This window comes from Rhodococcus sp. PAMC28707, from assembly GCF_004795915.1.
Taxonomy (GTDB): domain Bacteria; phylum Actinomycetota; class Actinomycetes; order Mycobacteriales; family Mycobacteriaceae; genus Rhodococcoides.
Map to the genome: position 1 here is coordinate 22617 of NZ_CP039253.1, position 19984 is coordinate 42600.

The window sequence follows — 19984 nt, forward strand, 5'->3', positions numbered from 1 at the left end:
GTGGCAGGAACATCGGTGGCGGCTGTAAGCGTCGACTACGCCGGCACGATCGAGATACCTACCGTCCCTGACTTTCCTCGACGAAGCGAGCTTCCTTTCACCGTCAACCAACCGAGAATGCCGTACTTGGACGATATTGCCGAGCGTGCCTTCTCGGTACCCACGGCGTCCAGAACCTCGGCAACACCGTCGGCTGCGTCGCCCTCGACCTTGCCCCGCGCCGAACACGAGGCGATGGTTACCGAGGAGTTGCGCTTGATGCGCTTGACCTTCCACGAATCAGTCGGCGTCCACACGAGAAGACGATCTCCGTCGCGCGCACCCCACAACGGCGTCGCGACGGGAGTCCCGTCCTTCTTGAAGGTGGTCAGTGACACGAATTTTCCGTCGGCGATGCTCGTAAAGGTGGTCATGCCGATAAAGGGTACGGCTACTCCCCCTCCAGGTCGCCTTCGGTTTCGAGATACACCTGGCGTAGGCCGTCGAGGATTGCGGCATCGGGCTCGGCCCACATCTTTCGCTCGGCCGCTTCGAGCAACCGCTCCGCGATCCCGTGCAGAGCCCATGGATTGGACTGCTGCATGAACTTTTGATTCTGCTCGTCCAGGACGTAAGTCTCGGCCAGCTTTTCGTACATCCAATCGGCGACGACATCAGTGGTGGCGTCGTACCCGAACAAGTAGTCGACCGTGGCCGCCATCTCGAACGCGCCCTTGTAGCCGTGTCGGCGCATCGCTTCGAGCCAGCGAGGGTTGATCACGCGTGCGCGGAACACGCGAGCGGTTTCCTCGGACAGCGTTCTGGTCCGCACGGATTCCGGCCTCGTGCTGTCACCGATGTACGCCTCGGGAGACTTCCCCGTCAGGGCACGAACAGTTGCGACCATCCCGCCGTGGTACTGAAAGTAGTCGTCCGAATCGGCGATGTCGTGTTCCCGAGTGTCGGTGTTCTTGGCGGCAACCGCGATGCGGCGGTACGCACTGCGCATATCGTCCGACGCGGGCACTCCGTCGAGACCCCGCCCGTATGCGAAACCACCCCACGTCGTGTAGACCTGCGCCAGGTCCTCGTCGCTGCGCCAGGTCTTGCTGTCGATCAGTTGCAGCAGCCCAGCGCCGTAGGTTCCAGGCTTCGAGCCGAAGATGCGGGTCGTCGAGCGACGCTCATCGCCATGCTCGGCGAGATCTGCCTGAGCGTGTGCGCGAACGTAGTTCTGGTCGGCCGGTTCGTCCAATGCAGCGACGAGGCGTACTGCGTCGTCGAGCATCGCCAGCACGTGAGGAAAGGCGTCACGGAAGAAACCACTGATCCGCACCGTGACGTCGATCCGCGGACGTCCCAGTTCGTCCAGGTCGATGACCTCGAGCTTGGTGACGCGTCTGGAAGCCTCGTCCCACACCGGTGCTACACCGAGGAGTGCGAAGACTTCTGCGACATCGTCGCCGGACGTCCGCATGGCGGAGGTGCCCCACACCGACAGACCCACGGACTTGGGCCACTCCCCGTGGTCCTTGCGGTAGCGGGCGAGAAGCGACTCGGCCATTGCCTGCCCGGTTTCCCACGCCAGGCGCGAGGGCACTGCCTTGGGATCGACAGAGTAGAAGTTCCTGCCGGTAGGTAGAACGTTGATGAGTCCGCGCAGCGGGGACCCGCTCGGTCCGGCGGGAATGAACCCACCGTCGAGCGCATGGAGGATCTGGTCGATCTCGCGAGAGGTTGCCCGAAGCCTGGGAACCACCTCGGTGGCCGCGAAGCGAAGGATCTCGGCAACGACCGGTCCGTGCTCTGCCGCTACTGCTTCGGCGGCGCCGGGATCCCACTGAGTCGTCTGCATCGTCGCCACCAGACCGTGTGCGATCGACTCGATGGCGTCGACTCGTGTTCGCTCCTCGTCTCCGTCTTCGCTCAGTCCCAACGCTTCGCGAAGTCCGGGCACGGTTTGTTCGCCACCCCACATCTGACGTGCACGCAGCATCGCCAGCACCAATTCCACCTCGGCGTCGCCGACCGGCTCCTGACCGAGGATGTGCAGACCGTCCCGGATCTGGACGTCCTTGATCTCGCAGAGCCAACCGTCGACGTGCAGCAGCATGTCGTCGAATACTTCTTCGTCGGGACGCTCCTCCAATCCGAGGTCCTGATGCATCTGGGCCGCAGTCATCAGCGTCCAGATCTGCTGCCTGATAGCAGGCAGTTTGGCCGGGTCCAAAGCCGAAATGTTGGCATGCTCGTCGAGCAACTGCTCGAGCCGGGAGATGTCGCCGTAACTCTCGGCGCGGGCCATCGGCGGGATGAGGTGATCGACCAGAGTGGCGTGGGCACGACGCTTGGCCTGCGTCCCCTCGCCCGGATCGTTGACGAGGAATGGGTAGATCAGCGGCAGGTCGCCGAGTGCGGCATCGGTGCCGCACGAAGCGGACATCCCGAGCGTCTTACCTGGTAGCCACTCGAGGTTGCCATGCTTTCCGAGGTGGACCATCGCATCGGCACCGAAGCCGCCGTCCTGAATCGACGCCTGGATCCAGCGATACGCCGCGAGATAGTGATGACTGGGAGGTAGATCGGGATCGTGATAGATCGCGACGGGTCGCTCGCCGAATCCGCGGGGCGGTTGAACCATGATGACGACGTTGCCGAACTGCATTGCCGCGATGACGATCTCGCCTTCGGGATCGCTCGAGCGATCGACGTACAGATCACCGGGAGCCGGTCCCCAATGCTTCTCGACGGCGGACGTCAGGTCCTCCGGGAGCTCGGCGAACCAAGACCGGTACCGCGCGGCCGAGATGCGGATCGGATTGCCCTCGAGCTGTGCGTCGGTGAGCCAATCCGGGTCTTGTCCACCGCGCGCGATAAGTGCGTGGATGAGTGCGTCGCCATCGCGGGCGGCCAAGCCCGGAACGGCGTCGGGTCCGTCCTCTGGTCCGAGATCGTATCCCGCGGTGCGCATCTCGGTCATGAGCGAAATCGCGCTTGCCGGCGTATCGAGGCCGACGGCATTTCCGATGCGAGCATGTTTGGTCGGGTACGCCGAGAACATCAGGGCAATCCTGCGCTCCGACGTAGGAATGTAGCGAAGTCGTGCATGACGCACCGCGATTCCAGCTACCCGCGCAGCACGTTCGTGATCGGGGACGTAGGTGGTCAGGCCATCGCCGTCGATCTCTTTGAACGAAAACGGAACCGTGATGAGTCGGCCGTCGAATTCGGGAACTGCAACTTGAGTCGCAACGTCGAGCGGCGACATGCCGTCGTCGTTCGCATCCCAGGTAGCCCGACTGCTGGTCAAGCAAAGCCCCTGCAGGATGGGAACGTCCAGCGCGGCTAGTTCGGTCACGTCCCATGCTTCGTCATCGCCGCCTGCCGACGCGCCTGCAGGCTTGGTTCCGCCCGCGGCCAACACAGTCACGATCATCGCGTCGGCCGACTTCAAAGCGCCCAGTAGTTCCGGGTCTGCGGCGCGCAACGACGCGCAGAAGAGCGGAAGCGCCTTCCCACCCTTCGCCTCGACGGCCGCGGCAAGAGCTTCGATGTATGCCGTGTTTCCGGCCAAATGCTGCGCTCGGTAGTAGAGGATCGCGATGGTCGGTCCGCCGGCATCGGCGGGTGTCACCGAAGACTCCAACACTCCCCACGTAGGTGTGTGGACGGGCGCAGAAAACCCGTGACCGGTGAGCAGAACGGTGTCGGACAGGAAGCCGAAGAGTTCGGCAAGATTCTCCGGGCCACCTTCTGCCAGGTAATTGTGGGCTTGAGCTGCGACGTTGCCGGGGACGGTCGACAACTCCATCAACTCGGCGTCCGGCGCCTGCTCCCCACCGAGAACGACCACCGGCACGCCGGAGGCGAGTACCGCATCGACGCCCTCCTCCCAGGACCGCTTCGACCCCAAGATCCGGAGCACGATCAAATCAATGCCCTCAGCCAGCCCGGCAACATCGTCGGCGAGCAGGCGCGAAGGATTTCCCCACCGATAGTCGGCGCCGCTGGCACGCGCGCTGAGCAGGTCGGTGTCCGATGTGGACAGAAGCAGGATCACGGTTACTGCCCTCCTCGGGGTTTTCGCGCCCCGCATTCGTCTTGCGTGTGGGCTCACGGGAGAGGGTCTGGCTTTCACAGTGGCGCGACCGCGCCGGAGTTACACCGGCTTCCTCTCGGCCGAAGCCGTTCGAAGGGGATGCTACCGAAGAAACCCTCCGGCTCGTTACATCGGGAAACCCCGACAGGATGCACTTGTAGCCTGGACAGGTGATGTCGAGCGACCCGAGAACAACCCCCGACCGCTGCCCAGGTGCACTGACCTTGCACCAAGCAGCCGATGGCGCGCTGGCCAGGGTGCGGCTGCCCGGCGGAATGGTCGACCCTTCCCACATGCAGGTTCTCGCAGAGGCTGCTGGCGATCTCGGCAACGGGTCTATGCAGCTGACATCCCGCGGCAACATTCAATTCCGCGGGGTTCGGGACAGCACCGAGCTGGCTCGACGGCTTGCGAATGCCGGTATGTTGCCCTCCCCGTCACACGAGCGTGTGCGCAACATACTTGCCTCGCCCTTGACTGGTCGGGTGAATGGTGTCACCGATGTCCGAACCTTGATCACCGCACTCGACCGAGGCCTGTGCGCCCGTGCCGAGCTGGTGGATCTTCCCGGCCGGACACTGTTCGCCCTCGACGACGGCCGAGGCGATGTCACCGCTCTGGACCCGGACTTCGGTGTCCAAGCGCTCTCGCCCGAGTTGTTCGCCTTGATCCTCGGTGGCGCTGATACGGGTGTCCGGGTCGAACGCGACAGCGTCGTCGATGTGCTGGTGGACACCGCCCGAATATTCGTCTCGTTGCGGGGAACGGAGTGGCGACTGGCCGAGCTCGCCGACGGACCCGCAAGAGTTCTCGCAACGCTGGGCCTCGATTCATCCGGATACGACCCGACAATCACGGGCCCACTGGCCACTCGACCGTCCGATACACCCCCGATCGGGTGGCTGTCGCAGGCCGACGGACTCGTCGCGCTGGGCGGAGTCCTTGCGCTCGGCGTCCTCGACGCACGTCTCGCCGAGTTTCTCGCTGCAATCGACAAGCCGCTCGTCGTCACGCCGTGGCGCGGGATCGTCGTGTGCGATCTCGACGAGGGCGCTGCCGAACAGGTGGTTCGAGTACTGGCCCCGATGGGCCTGATCTTCGATGCCGACTCACCTTGGGTGAACCTCAGCGCCTGTACCGGCTCACCTGGGTGCGAGAAGTCGAATGCAGACGTGCGGGGGGATCTACGTGACGCCGTGGCTGCCGGCCGGAATCTTGCTGACCAACGCGAACATTGGTCAGGATGCGAGCGTCGATGCGGCAGGCCGAAAGGCGAGATCGTGGACGTCGTCGCCACCGGCGCCGGATACCGGGTGTCATGAGGGGTCTCCGTTCTGACCTATCGTGAACTCCATGTACGACTACATCCGCGACGGTGCGGAGATCTATCGACAGTCCTTCGCGACCATTCGAGCCGAGGCGGATCTTTCGGCGTTCGCCCCTGACGTCGCGCAGGTCGTCGTGCGGATGATCCATGCCAGCGGTGAAGTCGACCTCACCGAAGTTGTCGGTGCCACACCGTCGGTTGTTTCCGCCGCCCGCTCTGCCCTTGCTGCAGGTGCACCGGTTCTGTGCGATGTCAAAATGGTCGCGGCAGGCGTCACACGTCGACGGTTGCCCGCCGACAACGAAGTGATCTGCACGCTGTCGGATCCGAGAGTGCGTGATCTCGCGGCCAAGATGGGCACGACTCGAACTGCAGCCGCGCTCGAATTGTGGGGAGATCGGCTCGATGGCGCGGTAGTCGCGATCGGTAACGCACCGACAGCGCTGTTCCATTTACTCGAGATGCTGGCTGCAGGCGCACCCAAACCCGCCGCGATCGTCGGAGGTCCGGTCGGTTTCATCGGTGCTGCCGAATCCAAGGAGGACCTCATCGCATCGAACTTCGGTCTCGAGTATCTGGTGGTTCGAGGACGGCGTGGCGGTAGCGCCATCACAGCCGCCGCAGTGAATGCCATTGCAAGCGAGGAAGAATGAGCATAATTCCAGGCAAGTTGTGGGGCGTCGGCATCGGGCCCGGGGATCCCGAACTGGTGACGGTCAAAGCTGCGCGGGTCATCGGTGAAGCCGATGTCGTGGCATTCCACAGCGCCAAGCATGGCAAATCCATCTCACGCGGAGTCGCCGCCGGCTATATGCGCGAAGGTCAGATCGAAGAGCACCTGGTCTACCCGGTCACCACGGAGAGCACCGATCACCCAGGTGGCTATCAGGGAGCTATCGACGAGTTCTATACCCAGACAGCCGAACGCCTTGCCGCACATCTCGAGTCCGGACTCTCGGTTGTCCTCCTCGCCGAGGGCGACCCGCTTTTCTACAGCTCCTACATGCACATGCACAAGCGGCTCTGCAACCGATTCGACGTCGAGATCGTACCGGGTGTGACTTCGGTGAGTGCGGCCTCGGCCGCACTGAAGACACCATTGGTCGAGCGCGACGAAGTCTTCACGGTGCTACCCGGAACTCTGCCTGTCGCCGAGCTGACGAGACGGCTTCGAAACACCGATGCGGCGGCAATCATGAAGCTCGGGCGCACCTACCCCAATGTTGCAGCTGCACTGAAAGATTCAGGACGACTCGACGAAGCTTTCTACGTCGAACGCGCCAGTACCGGTAGCGAACGGGTTCTTGCCGCTGCCGACGTCGTCGCCGACGAGGTGCCGTACTTCTCCATCGCAATCGTGCCGAGCCCGGCGAACAATCCCGTCGAATCGCGCACGCTGGGTGAAGTCGTCGTAGTCGGCCTCGGTCCGGGTGCAGACAGGTGGACGACAGACGAGGTTCGTCATGAGCTTCGCGCTGCCACGGACCTCGTCGGTTATGTGACGTATCTCGACCGAGTGCCGTTGCAGGCCGGACAGATTCGGCATGCAAGCGACAACAAGGTCGAGTCCGAACGCGCTGCCTTCGCATTGGATCTCGCGAAGCGGGGTCGACGGGTTGTAGTGGTGTCGTCCGGCGATCCTGGAGTGTTTGCAATGGCCTCGGCAGTCATCGAGATCGCCGCCGAAGATCAATGGTCTACCGTGCCGGTGCGGGTCGTCCCCGGAATGACCGCAGCCAATGCGGTTGCAAGCCGCGTCGGTGCACCCCTCGGACACGACTATGCCGTGATTTCACTGTCGGATCGCCTCAAGCCCTGGGACGTCGTGGCCGCCCGCTTGTCTGCTGTGGCCGAAGCGGACATGGCGATTGCCATCTACAACCCCGCCTCGAAGTCGAGGACCTGGCAGATCTCTGCGACACGTGACATCCTCCTCGAACATCGTGGCCCCGACACTCCGGTGGTCATCGGTCGCGCGGTGGGAAGCGAAGACGAGTCGGTGACCACCGTCCGGTTAGCCGATCTCGCCGAAGCGAAAATCGATATGAGGTGTCTTCTCATCGTGGGATCCTCGCTCACGGAGGTCATCGACACGGGTAGTGGCCCAATGATCTTCACGCCACGGAGATACCCTGCTGCAGAGGGACGAGCCTAGCCGGGAAGCGAACCAAGCCAGGCCAGCACGTCGTCCACGGTGTGAACCACACGTCGATCGGGTGGCACTGTCGGCCGGGCGATCATGATCACTGGAATGCCCAGTTCTCTCGCCGCGGTGATCTTCGCTTCCGTCATCACTCCCCCGCTGTTCTTGCTGACGACGGCGTCGATCCCACGGCGACGCATCAGTTCGATCTCGGCGTCGATGTCGAACGGCCCTCGCGCGAGCAATAATTCGTGATGGATCGGAAGTACCGGGTCCGGTCGATCGATGCTACGAATCAGAAACCAGCTGGATTCGACCGCCGCGAAGGCCGCTACCTCCTGACGCCCGATCGTCAGCAGGACGCGACCGGCGTCGGCTGGAATGGCCGCCGCTGCTTCGCCTGGGGTGAATACCTCTATCCACTGGTCACCGGGCCTGCGGGACCATGGCTTGCGATGCAGTCCGAGAAGCGGGATGCGATGGTGTGCAGCGGCGATGGCGGCGTTGTTCGAGATCGTGGAGGCGAAGGGATGCGTCGCGTCCACCATCGCGTCGATCTCGTGATCGTGCAGCCAGCGGGTCAGCCCGTCGGCCCCGCCGAACCCGCCGACGCGCGAAGTGCCCAGCGGGAGTTTCGGGTCCCGGACGCGGCCGGCCAGAGAAGTGACGAAGTCGAACCGATCGTCGCCGGACAACCGTGCGGCCAGCTCGCGCGACTCGGAGGTGCCTCCGAGTACCAGCACCCTCACTGCTTGATCGATATCCACTGCGCAACGGGAAGTTGCGGTCGCCAACTCGTGAACGAGCCCAAAGGCTCCCCCCGGTAGATCTGAAACTTTCGTAGCGAACCACCGTACCGATCCACACAGTGCAAAAGAAGCGCCTCGGATTCGGCCGTCACCGCATTCGCGACGAGTCTCCCCCCTGGTCGTAGTTGCGACCAACAGGCCTCGATCATCTCGCTCTGTGTCAATCCGCCACCGATGAACACCGCATCGGGATACTCACCGTCGCCGAAGCAGTCGGGTGCAGCGCCGCGAACCTGAAGCGCCGGAACACCGAGCGCACGTGCGTTGGTTTCGATCTGTGATCGCCGTGCTTCGAGAATCTCGAATGCGATAGCAGTGCAACGTGGATCCGTTCGCATCCATTCGATACCGATCGATCCGGACCCGCCACCGACATCGAACAACACTTCTCCCGGCGTCGGGGCAAGCGCACTGACCGTCAAGGCGCGAACCTCGGATTTGGTCAGCTGACCGTCACCTTCGTAGACAGCGTCGGGCAGCCCTGGGATCCGACTGATCCGGGATGAAGTAGGCGAGAACACACACTCGACAGCGACGATGTTGAGCGAATCTCCGGGCGCCTCGCCCCACGTGCGCGCAGTACCGGTCACCGACCGTTCGGCGTGTCCACCGAGTTGTTCGAAGACTGTGACAACCGAGTCCGCGAACCCCGATTCACGTAGCAACGACACCACCTGAGCGGGGGTGTGCCGGTCTCGGGAAAGAACGATCACCCGGCCGCCATGAGCCAATGCGGGTAACAGGGTCGCGACTTCGGAGTTGACGAGACTGACTGCTGTGGTGGTGTGCACCGCCCAGCCCAGACGCGCGCATGCCAACGACATAGATGACGGGGCTGGCATCACATGCAACCGCTGGGCGCCGAATTCCCTCGCCAACGTGACTCCGATGCCATGGAACATGGGATCCCCGCTCGCGAGTACGCATACCCGCTTACCGTCGAACTCGTCGATCGAGGCGCGCAGGCCAGGCAGCAACGGGGACGGCCACCGACGTACGCGATCGTCCGGTATGGGAAGCGTCGCCAACTGCCGAGTCGAGCCGAAGACCACATCCGAGGACAAGATCACAGCCCTGGCGGATTCGGCTACACCTTCCCAACCGTCCGCTCCGATACCGACAACCGCGATCCGACCGACTGGGAGCATCAGCGAGGCATCTTTCGCCAGAGCCACGACGGCAGCAGATTCAATCCGGCGTACAAGGGTCCGAGAATGCCGGGCACCCACACCCGAGACTTTCTTCGTGCCAGCGCATGCACGACGGCATCAGCGACTTGGCCTGGTGTACTGGAAAACGGTGCGGGGGACATCCCCTCGGTCATCGATCCGATGACGAAGCCTGGGCGAACCAGTAGCAGCGATACTCCCGACCCATGCAAGGCATCCGCTAGACCGCTCGCGAAGCCGTCGAGGCCAGCCTTGGCCGAGCCGTACACATAGTTGGCCTTGCGCACGCGGATGCCGGCCACGGAGGAGAAGACTACGAGTTCGCCGCTTCCCTGTAGTCGCATCATCCGAGCCGCATGAGTGAGAACGGAAACCTGGGCGACGAAGTCGGTATGCACGATCGCCATCGCGTGCTCGGCCTCCGATACTGCCCGTGACTGATCGCCGAGGATTCCGAATGCCAGAACCACGGTCGCCAACGGGCCGTGCTCCTGCGCGACGGATTCGAGTAACTCGCCGTGCCGGCTCACGTCGTCGGCATCGAACTCCACCGTTGCGACGCTGCGTGCGCCTGCGGCCTGCAATCGACCGACCTGCGAGGAAAGCTGATCGCTCCGCCTCGCAGCAAGTACGACGGTCCGACCGGCCGCAAGCCGCGTCGCCACCTCCATACCGATCTCGCTGCGGCCCCCTAGAAGCAGGACTGTGCCGGAACGGCGCGGAAAAGTATCACTGGGTGGAGTGGACGTCACGGCTTACAGTGTCGCCGATTACGGTCATAGGATGGCCACCACCCCCGCAGACTCCTCAGCCCTCACCGCCGCTGCGACCGAATTTCTCACCCAGCGTCATCTCGCAACACTGACCACGCTCCGCACCGATGGCACTCCCCACGTCGTGGCCGTCGGATTCACCTGGGATCCCGATGCCCGTTTTGCTCGCGTGATCACACGCCGCACGTCACAGAAGGCAATCAATGCTGCGCGAGGTGGATACGCGGCGGTCAGCCAGATCGAAGGACCTCTGTGGCTGACTTTGGAAGGTCCGAGCGAAGTTCTGACGAACCCCGACGACGTCCGCGATGCCGAACAGAGATATGCCGTGCGTTACCGAGTTCCCAGTGAGAATCCCGAACGAGTCGTCATCCGTATCGCCGTCCAGCGTGTACTCGGCTCCGCGTCGTTGCTCGCGCGTTGATCTACGTGGTCGGCAACACTGCCAGCCCATGCGGCCGGAGATTGACCGACTCACACCCGTCCGCGGTGACGATCACGATGTCCTCGATTCGCGCACCCCACTGACCTCGGAAGTAGATCCCGGGTTCGATACTGAAGGCCATCCCCTCGACCAATTCAATGTCGTTACCTGCCACGATGTAAGGCTCTTCGTGAACCGACAGACCGATTCCGTGGCCGGTGCGGTGCAGGAATACATCTCCGAGTCCCTCGGCGGACAGTACGTCGCGCGCTGCCGCGTCGATGGTCTCTGCTCTGACACCGGGCCTGACTGCGTCGACTGCCGCCTGTTGTGCTCGCTCGAGAACGGCGTACTGCTCGGCAACTTCGGCAGACGGCTCGCCCAGAACGTAAGTCCGCGTCGAATCGGAGTTGTACCCCGGCGCGACAGGCCCGCCGATGTCGATCACGACGACATCGCCTGCCTCGATGATGCGCTCCGACACCTCGTGATGCGGATCCGCGCCGTGGGGACCGGAACCGACGATGATGAACGCTGCCTCGGTGTGCCCTTCCTCCACGATCGCTGCGCCGATGTCGTGTGCAACTGCAGCCTCCGTTCGCCCGACTCTCAGGAAGTCCCCCATTCGGGCATGGACCCGGTCGATGGCGTGGCCGGCGCGCCGGAGCGCCTCGATTTCGGCGCTGTCCTTCGACATCCGCAGTTGCCGCAACACCACGGTCGCCAAAATCGGTGTCCGCCCAAACTTCTCGGCCAACGGCACGAAGTGCAATGCCGGCATGGCGTCGTCGACCGCGGTCTTCGCGCCGGACGGCAATATGGCAGCGACAAGTGCGTAGGGACTGACTCCATCCACCCAATCGGTAATGACGAGACCGAGATCACCGACCGCGGAATCCTGCAAGGCTGCCAACTCGATCCGCGGGACGATCACGGTGGGGCTCGAGCCATCCGCAGGGATCACCAGGCAGATCAGGCGCTCGAACGAACTTGCCCGCGATCCGACTAGGTATTGCAGATCTGGACCGGGGGTGACCAGCAAGGCATCCAGGCCCGCCTGCCCGGCGTACTCGGCCGCGCGAGCCAGCCGCGAGGCATAGATTTCTGTCGCGAATCGGGTGGGTGACGACGTGGAATCGGAACTCATGACTTCAGGCTAACGGCGTTTGGCAAGATGATGTCCATGACAGCCCCGGGAACATCACCTCTTCTCCTTCTCGACGGAGCCAGCCTGTGGTTTCGGGCCTACTACGCGCTACCCGAATCGATCACGGCCCCGGATGGGCGACCGGTCAATGCCGTGCGGGGATTCATCGACATGATCGCTGCTCTGATGGCTCGAACCGAGCCGAGCCGTCTCGCCGTCTGCCTCGATCTCGATTGGCGCCCGAAGTTTCGAGTGGATGCAGTGCCGTCGTACAAGGCGCATCGCGTCGCAGAAGTACTGCCCAGCACCGGATCGAGCGAGGAAGTACCCGAAACACTGACACCTCAGGTCGAGATGATCATGGATGTTCTCGCTGCCGCGGGGATCGCAACTGCCGGATCGGTCGGACTCGAAGCCGACGACGTACTCGGAACTTTGGCTGCGCGCGAGCGAGAAGACCCGGTTGTCGTCGTCAGCGGAGACCGAGATCTGCTGCAGGTTGCATCCGATGAGCCCAACCAGGTCAGGGTCCTTTATGTCGGGCGGGGGTTGGCGAAGGCCGAGTTGTTCGGTCCAACGGAGGTAGCAGACAAGTACGGGGTTCCACTGCACCGGGCGGGCGAAGCATATGCCGAACTCGCCCTTCTGCGCGGTGATGCCTCGGACGGACTCCCGGGCGTGAAAGGCGTCGGCGAGAAGACTGCGTCGACGCTCATGCTGCGCTACGGCTCGGTGGCCGATCTGCGCGCAGCGGTGAACGATCCAGCATCCGATCTAGCGAAGGGCATCCGAGCAAAACTGACCGCGGCGAGCGACTACCTGGATGCAGCACTGCCCGTAGTTCGCGTCGTCACCGATGCCGAGGTCGAGTTCTCACGCTCGGACATCATCCCAGCTGTACCCGCCGACCCGGATCGGCTGTCGCAGCTGGCTTCCGAGCTCGGAATCGGCAGTGCTGTGGACCGATTGACATCGGCACTTGGCACCTACGGCCGTCCCTGACCCGAAACCCAGCTGCTCTCCGTAGCTCAGCTGGGTTTCGTACGGCAGTTGGTCCCAGTACTTCAGCACTTCAGTTGGTCCCAGTACTTCAGCGGGGACGTGATACCTCGTAGGTTCCGGTGTCATCGGTGAACGTCAACGTCACCTTCTTGTCGATGCCATCGACTCGCACCGAGCAATCGAAGGATGCACCTTTTTCGACGGCCTGGCCGCTAGGGCAATCTATGTTCGAAACGCTTGTGGCGCCGTAGGTTCCGGAGACGATCTCTTCGATTCCGGACTCGGCAGCGTCAGTATCGAGGGTCTTCGTTCCACCCAAGGTCGCAAAAAGCACTGCACCGATGAGAAGAATTGCGACGACCAACCCGCCGATCAGGAACAGGGGTGTCTTCGACTTGGTGCCCTGCGGTGATTGTCGACCTGGATTCCACTGCTGCTGACCGGGCTGTTGACCTGGATACATTCCCCCGTACTGGCCCTGCGGGTTTTGTCCCTGTGGATACTGGCCCTGGGGGAACTGGCCCTGCGGATACTGCCCCTGGGGGAACTGGCCCTGCGGGAACTGGCCCTGCGGGAACTGACCTTGGGGGAACTGGCCCTGCGGGTACTGCCCCTGCGGGAACTGACCCTGCTCATACGACTGAGTTGGATAGTTGCCCTGCCCCCGGGGCTGCGCCGCATATTGCCCCTGTGGATAGGGCTGCTGCTGCGGGTAGCCCTGAGTCGGTTGGCCCGATGTGGGTCCGGCTTGGCCCCATGCTTGCTGACCAGGTTCTTGCTGACCGGGTACCTGTTGCTCCCATGGCTGACCGGTCGTTGGGAGTTCACCACCAGAATGGGTCTCCGACGCTGGTTCTTCCCGTTGTCCCTGATTGCGCGACCACTGCTCATCAGGGTTGTTCGGACCGTAAGGGCCGGTCATCTCGCCTCCACTTGATTCGATGTCGTCACACCTTAACGGAATTACCTCACGCCGCATCGACTGCGACGACACCACGTCGTAAGGCAGAAACTGCGCGAGCTGCCGTCTTGGATATCTCCGGATCCGGCGAAGCGAGACGTACTTGGTCGAGTAGATCTATGACCTGTCTGCACCATCGAACGAAATCGCCCCCGGACAGAGCTTTTCCGTTGTCTCCTGCAGCTACGAGGGCATCTACGAGCGAGCTGTCGCTGGCCCAGCGATACACGGCTTTCACGAACCCCATATCGGGTTCACGTGTCGGCGGCAGAGAGTGTCGAATCTCGTCGGCGCGCAATTCCGTCCATACCCGGACCGTCTCGGCCAGTGCATGACGCACGGGTCCGGTTGGCCCTTGCGGAGTCGAGTCGCCTTCTTGTCGTGACTCGAACACAACCGAGGACACAACGGCTGCAAGTTCGGCGGGAGCAAGGCCGAGCCAGAGGCGTTGCCGCAGGCACTCGGCGACAAGCAGATCCGATTCGGAGTAGATGCGGCTCAACCGCGAACCGTTGCCAGTCACCTCAGGTGTACTACCGGCAGTGATGTACTCCCTTTCGGCAAGCAGCGACAAAATCCGGTCGAATGTACGCGCCAACGAATTGGTGGTGGCGGACACCTTGCGGCGCATCGATTCGTTCTCACGAGCGAGCCTGTTGTACCGCTCGCCCACTCGGCCGAGTTCCTCCCGATCGGACCTCGAATGAACCGGATGCGAACGTATGCTCCGCCTCAACGTGGCGAGTTCGCGATCGTCGGCCGCCGTGGATTTACGGCGTCGGTGATCCGATGGCACGGAGATACCGGTTGAACGCAACGCCGCCGCCACATCACGCCGAGTACTCGCCGTTCGATGATCGACGTAACGAGGCAAACGCATCGCGCCCAATGAATCTGCAGGAGAGGGGAAGTCGGCAGCCGACACTCGTCCCGCCCACTTGTCCTCGGTCAGAACCAGGGGCCGAGGATCGGTGAGGTCGTCGTCGGGCTCGAGGACAACAGCCAACCCACTGCGTTTGCCGCTGGGAACGGATACGACGTCGCCACGCTTGAGACTCCGCAGCGATTCGACGGCATTGTCCCTTCGGTCCTGCCGTCCTTGACGCTCGAGAGTCTTTTCGCGGTCCTTCAGTCGTTCGCGCAGCTTGGCGTACTCGAAATATTCGCCCTCCGGTCCACCCAGTCGCGCACCCAATTGGGTCAGCGTCACATCGTTACGCTCGATGCCGCGAACGAGCCCGACGACAGAGCGGTCCGCTTGGAACTGCGCAAACGAGCGTTCCAGCAGAGCGCGCGAGTCGGCAGCTCCGAATTGTTCGACCAGATTGATCGACATGTTGTAACCCGGACGGAATGAGCTCCGTAGCGGAAAGGTGCGGGTCGATGCCAGACCCGCTACTTCCGTCGGCTCGGTTCCCGGCTGCCACAACACGACCGCATGACCTTCGATATCGATGCCACGACGGCCCGCTCGACCTGTCAGCTGGGTGTACTCCCCCGGAGTCAATTCCGCATGGGACTCACCATTGAACTTGACCAGCTTTTCGAGCACGACGGTGCGTGCTGGCATATTGATGCCCAGAGCCAATGTTTCGGTGGCAAACACTGCCCGGACCAGGCCTTTGACGAACAGCTCCTCGACTGTATGTCGGAACACCGGCAGCATACCCGCGTGATGAGCGGCGAGCCCACGCTCGAGAGCCTCGCGCCACTCCCAGAAGCCGAGTACTTCGAGGTCCTGACGTGGAAGCTCAGAGGTGTGTTTTTCGACAATGTAGCGAATCTCTTCGACCTGCTCCGGCGTCGTGAGAACCAACCGGGAACGCAGACATTGCGTCAGTGCAGCGTCGCAACCGGCACGGCTGAAGATGAAAGTAATCGCAGGGAGTAGACCCTCCTGGTCGAGCCGAGCGATAACTTCGGGCCGCGGCAGAGGTCGATTGTTGGCACTCGCTCCGTGTCCACCGCGCCCGCGTCCTCTTCCATGCGGCGCTTGCCATCTGTCCACGTAATCGAGTGACTGCCGTTCCTTCACATGACGGACCAGATCGCGGTCCACGACAGGTTTTGCCGCACCCCCGCTGGAGTGAGCGCGACTGTCGAACAAATCGAACAACCGGCGGCCGACCATGATGTGCTGCGACAACGGCACCGGTCGATTCTCGTCCACCACGACGGTTGTATCTCCCCGCACCGTCTCCATCCACGCGCCGAACTCCTCGGCGTTGCTCACGGTGGCCGACAGGCTGACCAGTCGAACGTCCTGCGAGAGATGAAGAATCACCTCCTCCCACACCGCACCCCTGAACCGATCGGCGAGATAGTGAACCTCGTCCATGACCACGTGGGACAGTCCCCGAAGGGCATTCGAGTTGGCATAGAGCATGTTTCGCAGGACTTCGGTCGTCATCACGACGATCGGAGCATCGGGATTGATGCTCGAGTCGCCGGTCAGCAGGCCGACAGTCGACCGGCCGTACCTTGCCGTCAGCTCGGCGAACTTCTGATTGCTCAGTGCTTTGATCGGAGTCGTGTAGAAGCACTTGCGACCCGATGCGAGGGCGAGATGAACGGCGAACTCACCGATAATCGTCTTACCGGCCCCGGTGGGGGCGCATACCAGAACGCCGTGGCCCGCCTCCAATGCCGTACAGGCATCGATTTGAAAGCGATCGAGTGGAAAGCTCAGCTCACCCGCGAACTTTTGCAATTGGGACGTCGAGACGCTCACTCGATCACGTCAGATCGTGTCGGTGAAGTCCTGCTGGGGTTGACGGGGTGCCTCGACCTTGCTCGGTGACTCGACCTTGTTCGGTGATTCGATGGATCCAGTGAAATCGATCGACGATGCTTCGTCATCGGATACATCACCCCATTCCTCGCTACTCTTGCGCAATTTACGCCTGTCGTGAATGCGAGCGATCTGCACTGCCATTTCGAACAGGATCGTAAGTGCCAACGCCAAAGCCAACATCGAGAACGGGTCTTGTCCTGGCGTTGCGATCGCAGCGAATACGAACAGTCCGAAAATCAGTCCGCGGCGCCATGCTTTCAATCGTTCGTAGGTCAAGATGCCGACGAAATTCAACGCCACCACCAGGAGCGGAATCTCGAAGCTGACACCGAAAATGATCAGCAAGTTGATCAAGAACCCGAAGTACTGGTCACCGCTGAGCGCCGTGATCTGAACGTTGTCGCCGATGGACAACAAGAAGTGCAGGCCCTTGGCCACGACGAAGTACGCGAGAATCGCACCTGCGACGAACAGTGCAGCCGCGGACGACACGAACGCGATTGCGTAACCGCGTTCCTTCGCGTACAGACCTGGGGTGATGAAGGCCCACAGCTGGTAGAGCCATATCGGACATGCCAACACCACGCCGGCGGTGAACGCGACCTTGAATCGGAGGAGGAACTGATCGAATGGGCCGGTAGCCAGCAAGCGGCAAGAATCGTCGTTGCTCAGATTCGCTCTCAAACTCGGATCGAGCGAGCAATAAGGACCGCGTAGTAGGTCACCGAGGCTCTCGATGCCGAACAAGGTGTGCGAGTACCAAAAAAAGCCGAAGGCCGTCGTCACGGCAACGGCGAGCAGAGCCCACATCAACCGAGTCCGCAACTCGTACAAGTGATCGACCAACGACATCGTGCCGTCGGGATTCAGTCGGCGCTTGCTTCGCCTTGGGTCGAACGGGATTCGCATTCTCTGTCTTCGCTCAGCAGTTAACCGGGGTGCTGATCAGCACCCCGGTTTGCTACGTGTCGTTGTTCTCAGGCCGACTTGGTGTCAGGTCGGCTGCTCACGCCGTCGACGGGATGAGCGTCAACGGAGTGTGGGTCGAACGGCGCCGCAGGATCGAGCTGGCCTGGCGCGGCAGGTCGAGCGGCAGGAGCTTCGGCCTTGCCGTCGTTCTGCATTTCCTTCACTTCGCTTTTGAAGATGCGCAGCGAGCGGCCCAGTCCCCGAGCTGCTTCGGGCAGCTTCTTGGAACCGAACAGAATTACGACGACCACCGCGACGATGGCCCAGTGCCACGGGCTCAAGGCTCCCATGTGTACCTCCCTGAATCAGTTATCTCGAGCGTACCCGACATCAGACCTAATCGGACCCGTAGAAACCGAGTGTTAACTGTCAGTTCATCGATCTCGAGCGGTGCGAAACAACCGCGTTCGAATCATTCACCGAGCTCGGCATAGGCAGCCAGCGCGGTCTGCGCACGTTCGTTGACGCTGCGCTGGAGTTCCGGCGGGCCCAGCACAGCGATTCCCGTACCGAAACCAAGCGTCAAACGGGTCATCCACGCCAAGGTCGCGAATCGCATCGTCACCGTGATCGAGCCGTCTGCCGCAGCACCTACCTGAGTCATCGGGTAGTAGTCCATCACCCACACGAAACTGGGTTGGATCTCGAGAAGCGCCTGCGGGAGCGACGGATCGTCATTGAAGATCTCGAAACTGTCGTCCTGCGGCAGGCCCTCGGGCGGGCGCGACGGCTCGGAAAGCTCGCCTGCGCTGTCGATTCGATCGAACCGAAAGAGTCGCACTCCCTCGGCGCGACGGCACCAGGCCTGCAGGTAGCTGTGATCGTCGATCAGGACAGTTCGGATCGGATCGACGATTCGTTCGGACACGGCGTCACGCGAAGCGGAGTAGTAGGTCAATTCGAGCGCATGTCGATTCCGAAGGGCAGAGCGGATGGCGGCCGCAGCCTCGCTCTCCGGTGCCGATGTTGCCGAATCTTGCCCGGATGACCGGGGGACGTTGGCGGCAGCAGCTCCGGCAGCATCCTCGATCTTCGCGATCGCGCGCTGCGCCGCTGACGGATCCACCATTCCCGGCATCGAGGTCAGTGAGCGAAGCGCGACAAGCAGGGCCGTAGCTTCGGTCGACGTCAACCGCAGTGGACGATCGATTCCAGCAGAGAACGTCACCTCGATGCTCTCCTCGGAGAAGGACAGGTCGATAAGATCTCCGGGACCGTAGCCGGGCAATCCGCACATCCAGAGCTGATTCAGATCGGTCATCAGGGTCGTGGTGGATACCCCGAGCTCGCGCGCTGCTTCGGCTGCGCTCAGGCCTGGATTGGCCAGAAAGAAGGGCACCATGTTGAGGAGTCGGGCCAACCGCACCGACAGTCGCGCGCTCACCGTGACGCCTCGACCGCTGCCGAACGCAGTGCACGAATGACATCGGCTCGTAGCTCTGGCGGATCCAGCACCAAAGCGTCACCCCCGTGCCCGGCCACGAGACGGGTCACCCATTCCCACGAACGCACCGGGATCTGTACGACAGATCCACTTCTTCCGCCGACCGTGCGGTTCTCCAACACAGTTCCCAGTCTTCTGATCTCGAATGCGGCGTCGTCCACGACCCAGACGGTTGCCGATCCGCTGACCTCCGCGGTTCCGGCAACTCGTTCGACAATGGACTGAAGATCGATGCCCTCGGGCTTACGCACACTTCCTGTGCGCCCGAACGTGGAAACATCATCGCCGATCCGCGACAACCGGAACGTCCGAGTGTCGTTGCGATCGACGTCGTGCCCCACCAAGTACCACCGCCCGCGGAACGTGACGACGCCCCACGGTTGCACGGTGCGAGTGACGAAGGGGTCTGTGGCCGAGCCCCGATGCTCGAAACGGACGGACCGCCCCGCGTCGATCGCCGTGAGCAAGGCGCCGAGCGCAGGTTCGGAGCCTCTTGTCCGCGCTGGAACCGCGGTGACCGATGCCGCCGATTCGTCTTGATCGACCTGAATGCCGGCGGCGCGTAGCTTGAGGAGCGCGCTTTGCGCTGCAGAAGTCAACTCTGGGGACTCCCACAATTGCACAGCAACTGCGACAGCGGCGGCTTCTTCTCGGCTGAGATCGATGGCCGGGAGCTCGTAGGCATCTCGATTGATTCGATACCCCTCGACCCCACCCGAGCCGGCAGCCAGCCCGGTCTCCAACGGCACGCCTAGATCGCGGAGTTCGTTCTTGTCTCGCTCGAACATGCGACTGAACGCTTCGTCGGTTCCCGAGTCTCCGTACCCTGCGACGCTGTCTCGGATCCGCTCCGCGGTCACGAACTGCCGCGTCGACAGGAGACAGATGACCAGGTTCATCAACCGCTCCACTTTGGTGATCGCCACTATGGCAGCCTAATGGTC

Annotated in this window: 17 protein-coding genes and 1 riboswitch; of the genes, 5 read left to right on the forward strand and 12 right to left on the reverse strand. The window is 62.5% G+C overall.

What is annotated here, in order from left to right; translation table 11 throughout:
* Positions 1-35 precede the first annotated feature (35 nt).
* A complete protein-coding gene (locus tag E5720_RS00070) occupies positions 36-413 on the reverse strand; it encodes a PPOX class F420-dependent oxidoreductase (protein WP_136168986.1) in 378 nt (125 codons plus the stop codon).
* Positions 414-430: 17 nt separating this feature from the next.
* Positions 431-4039 carry a cobaltochelatase subunit CobN gene (cobN, locus tag E5720_RS00075; RefSeq protein WP_136168987.1) on the reverse strand — a complete coding sequence of 1203 codons (3609 nt, stop codon included), beginning with the start codon at positions 4037-4039 and terminating at the stop codon, positions 431-433.
* A 46-nt stretch (positions 4040-4085) separates the two neighbouring features.
* Positions 4086-4212: riboswitch (cobalamin riboswitch) on the reverse strand.
* A gap of 39 nt (positions 4213-4251) precedes the next feature.
* On the opposite strand from cobN, the gene cobG reads away from it, so the two are divergent.
* From cobG to cobJ, 3 genes are read left to right on the forward strand one after another with little or no spacing between them, the layout of a single operon-like run.
* Positions 4252-5400 (forward strand): precorrin-3B synthase, encoded by a 1149-nt coding sequence (cobG, locus tag E5720_RS00080; RefSeq protein ID WP_136172308.1) that lies wholly within the window; start codon positions 4252-4254, stop codon positions 5398-5400.
* A gap of 31 nt (positions 5401-5431) precedes the next feature.
* Complete coding sequence (locus E5720_RS00085; RefSeq protein WP_136168988.1) at positions 5432-6058, forward strand: precorrin-8X methylmutase; 627 nt, start codon at positions 5432-5434, stop codon at positions 6056-6058.
* Positions 6055-7560, forward strand: coding sequence for a precorrin-3B C(17)-methyltransferase (cobJ, locus tag E5720_RS00090; protein ID WP_136168989.1), 1506 nt, complete (start codon positions 6055-6057; stop codon positions 7558-7560). Before E5720_RS00085 ends, cobJ begins: the two co-directional genes overlap by 4 nt.
* Here cobJ and E5720_RS00095 read toward each other — a convergent pair.
* Genes E5720_RS00095 through E5720_RS00105 form a run of 3 tightly spaced genes read right to left on the reverse strand, consistent with a single transcriptional unit; the run spans position 7557 to position 10197 of the window.
* Positions 7557-8315: a cobalt-precorrin-6A reductase gene (locus tag E5720_RS00095; RefSeq protein WP_247596101.1), complete on the reverse strand. Its 759-nt coding sequence runs from the start codon at positions 8313-8315 to the stop codon at positions 7557-7559. The two genes, cobJ and E5720_RS00095, sit on opposite strands and share 4 nt — an antisense overlap.
* Positions 8294-9526 (reverse strand): precorrin-6y C5,15-methyltransferase (decarboxylating) subunit CbiE, encoded by a 1233-nt coding sequence (gene cbiE / locus E5720_RS00100; protein ID WP_136172311.1) that lies wholly within the window; start codon positions 9524-9526, stop codon positions 8294-8296. Before cbiE ends, E5720_RS00095 begins: the two co-directional genes overlap by 22 nt.
* Positions 9505-10197, reverse strand: coding sequence for an SDR family NAD(P)-dependent oxidoreductase (locus E5720_RS00105; RefSeq protein WP_136172309.1), 693 nt, complete (start codon positions 10195-10197; stop codon positions 9505-9507). Before E5720_RS00105 ends, cbiE begins: the two co-directional genes overlap by 22 nt.
* A 112-nt stretch (positions 10198-10309) precedes the next feature.
* On the opposite strand from E5720_RS00105, the gene E5720_RS00110 reads away from it, so the two are divergent.
* Positions 10310-10723, forward strand: a complete 414-nt coding sequence (locus E5720_RS00110) for a TIGR03618 family F420-dependent PPOX class oxidoreductase (protein WP_136168990.1) — start codon at positions 10310-10312, stop codon at positions 10721-10723.
* 1 nt (position 10724) lies between these two features.
* Here E5720_RS00110 and E5720_RS00115 read toward each other — a convergent pair whose 3' ends face one another.
* Entirely contained in the window at positions 10725-11870 is a 1146-nt protein-coding gene (locus E5720_RS00115; protein ID WP_136168991.1) for a Xaa-Pro peptidase family protein, read from the reverse strand.
* A gap of 27 nt (positions 11871-11897) precedes the next feature.
* Here E5720_RS00115 and E5720_RS00120 point away from each other — a divergent pair, with 27 nt between their 5' ends.
* Entirely contained in the window at positions 11898-12872 is a 975-nt protein-coding gene (locus tag E5720_RS00120) for a 5'-3' exonuclease (protein WP_136168992.1), read from the forward strand.
* A gap of 88 nt (positions 12873-12960) precedes the next feature.
* Here the strand turns inward: E5720_RS00120 and E5720_RS00125 are convergent, their stop codons facing one another.
* The 6 genes from E5720_RS00125 to E5720_RS00150 all read right to left on the reverse strand — a co-directional run bounded on the left by E5720_RS00125 (position 12961) and on the right by E5720_RS00150 (position 19966).
* Positions 12961-13794 (reverse strand): DUF4333 domain-containing protein, encoded by an 834-nt coding sequence (locus E5720_RS00125; RefSeq protein ID WP_136168993.1) that lies wholly within the window; start codon positions 13792-13794, stop codon positions 12961-12963.
* Positions 13795-13840: 46 nt separating this feature from the next.
* The gene (locus E5720_RS00130) at positions 13841-16564 is read right to left on the reverse strand and encodes a DEAD/DEAH box helicase (protein ID WP_136168994.1); all 2724 of its coding nucleotides are present in this window, start codon (positions 16562-16564) and stop codon (positions 13841-13843) included.
* Positions 16565-16573: 9 nt separating this feature from the next.
* On the reverse strand, positions 16574-17536 hold the full coding sequence (gene tatC / locus E5720_RS00135; RefSeq protein WP_136168995.1) for a twin-arginine translocase subunit TatC: 963 nt from the start codon (positions 17534-17536) through the stop codon (positions 16574-16576).
* A 68-nt stretch (positions 17537-17604) separates the two neighbouring features.
* On the reverse strand, positions 17605-17886 hold the full coding sequence (tatA, locus tag E5720_RS00140; RefSeq protein ID WP_136168996.1) for a Sec-independent protein translocase subunit TatA: 282 nt from the start codon (positions 17884-17886) through the stop codon (positions 17605-17607).
* 122 nt (positions 17887-18008) lie between these two features.
* A complete protein-coding gene (locus E5720_RS00145) occupies positions 18009-18980 on the reverse strand; it encodes a YafY family protein (protein WP_136168997.1) in 972 nt (323 codons plus the stop codon).
* The gene (locus tag E5720_RS00150; protein WP_136168998.1) at positions 18977-19966 is read right to left on the reverse strand and encodes a YafY family protein; all 990 of its coding nucleotides are present in this window, start codon (positions 19964-19966) and stop codon (positions 18977-18979) included. Before E5720_RS00150 ends, E5720_RS00145 begins: the two co-directional genes overlap by 4 nt.
* Between the last annotated feature and the right edge of the window lie 18 nt (positions 19967-19984).

Bases quoted from the DNA above. Each gene is read 5' to 3' on its own strand.
- E5720_RS00070 (WP_136168986.1), bottom strand. From the start codon at position 413: ATGACCACCTTTACGAGCATCGCCGACGGAAAATTCGTGTCACTGACC.
- cobG (WP_136172308.1), top strand. From the start codon at position 4,252: ATGTCGAGCGACCCGAGAACAACCCCCGACCGCTGCCCAGGTGCACTG.
- E5720_RS00085 (WP_136168988.1), top strand. From the start codon at position 5,432: ATGTACGACTACATCCGCGACGGTGCGGAGATCTATCGACAGTCCTTC.
- cobJ (WP_136168989.1), top strand. From the start codon at position 6,055: ATGAGCATAATTCCAGGCAAGTTGTGGGGCGTCGGCATCGGGCCCGGG.
- E5720_RS00105 (WP_136172309.1), bottom strand. From the start codon at position 10,197: ATGGAGGTGGCGACGCGGCTTGCGGCCGGTCGGACCGTCGTACTTGCT.
- E5720_RS00110 (WP_136168990.1), top strand. From the start codon at position 10,310: ATGGCCACCACCCCCGCAGACTCCTCAGCCCTCACCGCCGCTGCGACC.
- E5720_RS00115 (WP_136168991.1), bottom strand. From the start codon at position 11,870: ATGAGTTCCGATTCCACGTCGTCACCCACCCGATTCGCGACAGAAATC.
- E5720_RS00120 (WP_136168992.1), top strand. From the start codon at position 11,898: ATGATGTCCATGACAGCCCCGGGAACATCACCTCTTCTCCTTCTCGAC.
- E5720_RS00125 (WP_136168993.1), bottom strand. From the start codon at position 13,794: ATGACCGGCCCTTACGGTCCGAACAACCCTGATGAGCAGTGGTCGCGC.
- tatC (WP_136168995.1), bottom strand. From the start codon at position 17,536: ATGCGAATCCCGTTCGACCCAAGGCGAAGCAAGCGCCGACTGAATCCC.
- tatA (WP_136168996.1), bottom strand. From the start codon at position 17,886: ATGGGAGCCTTGAGCCCGTGGCACTGGGCCATCGTCGCGGTGGTCGTC.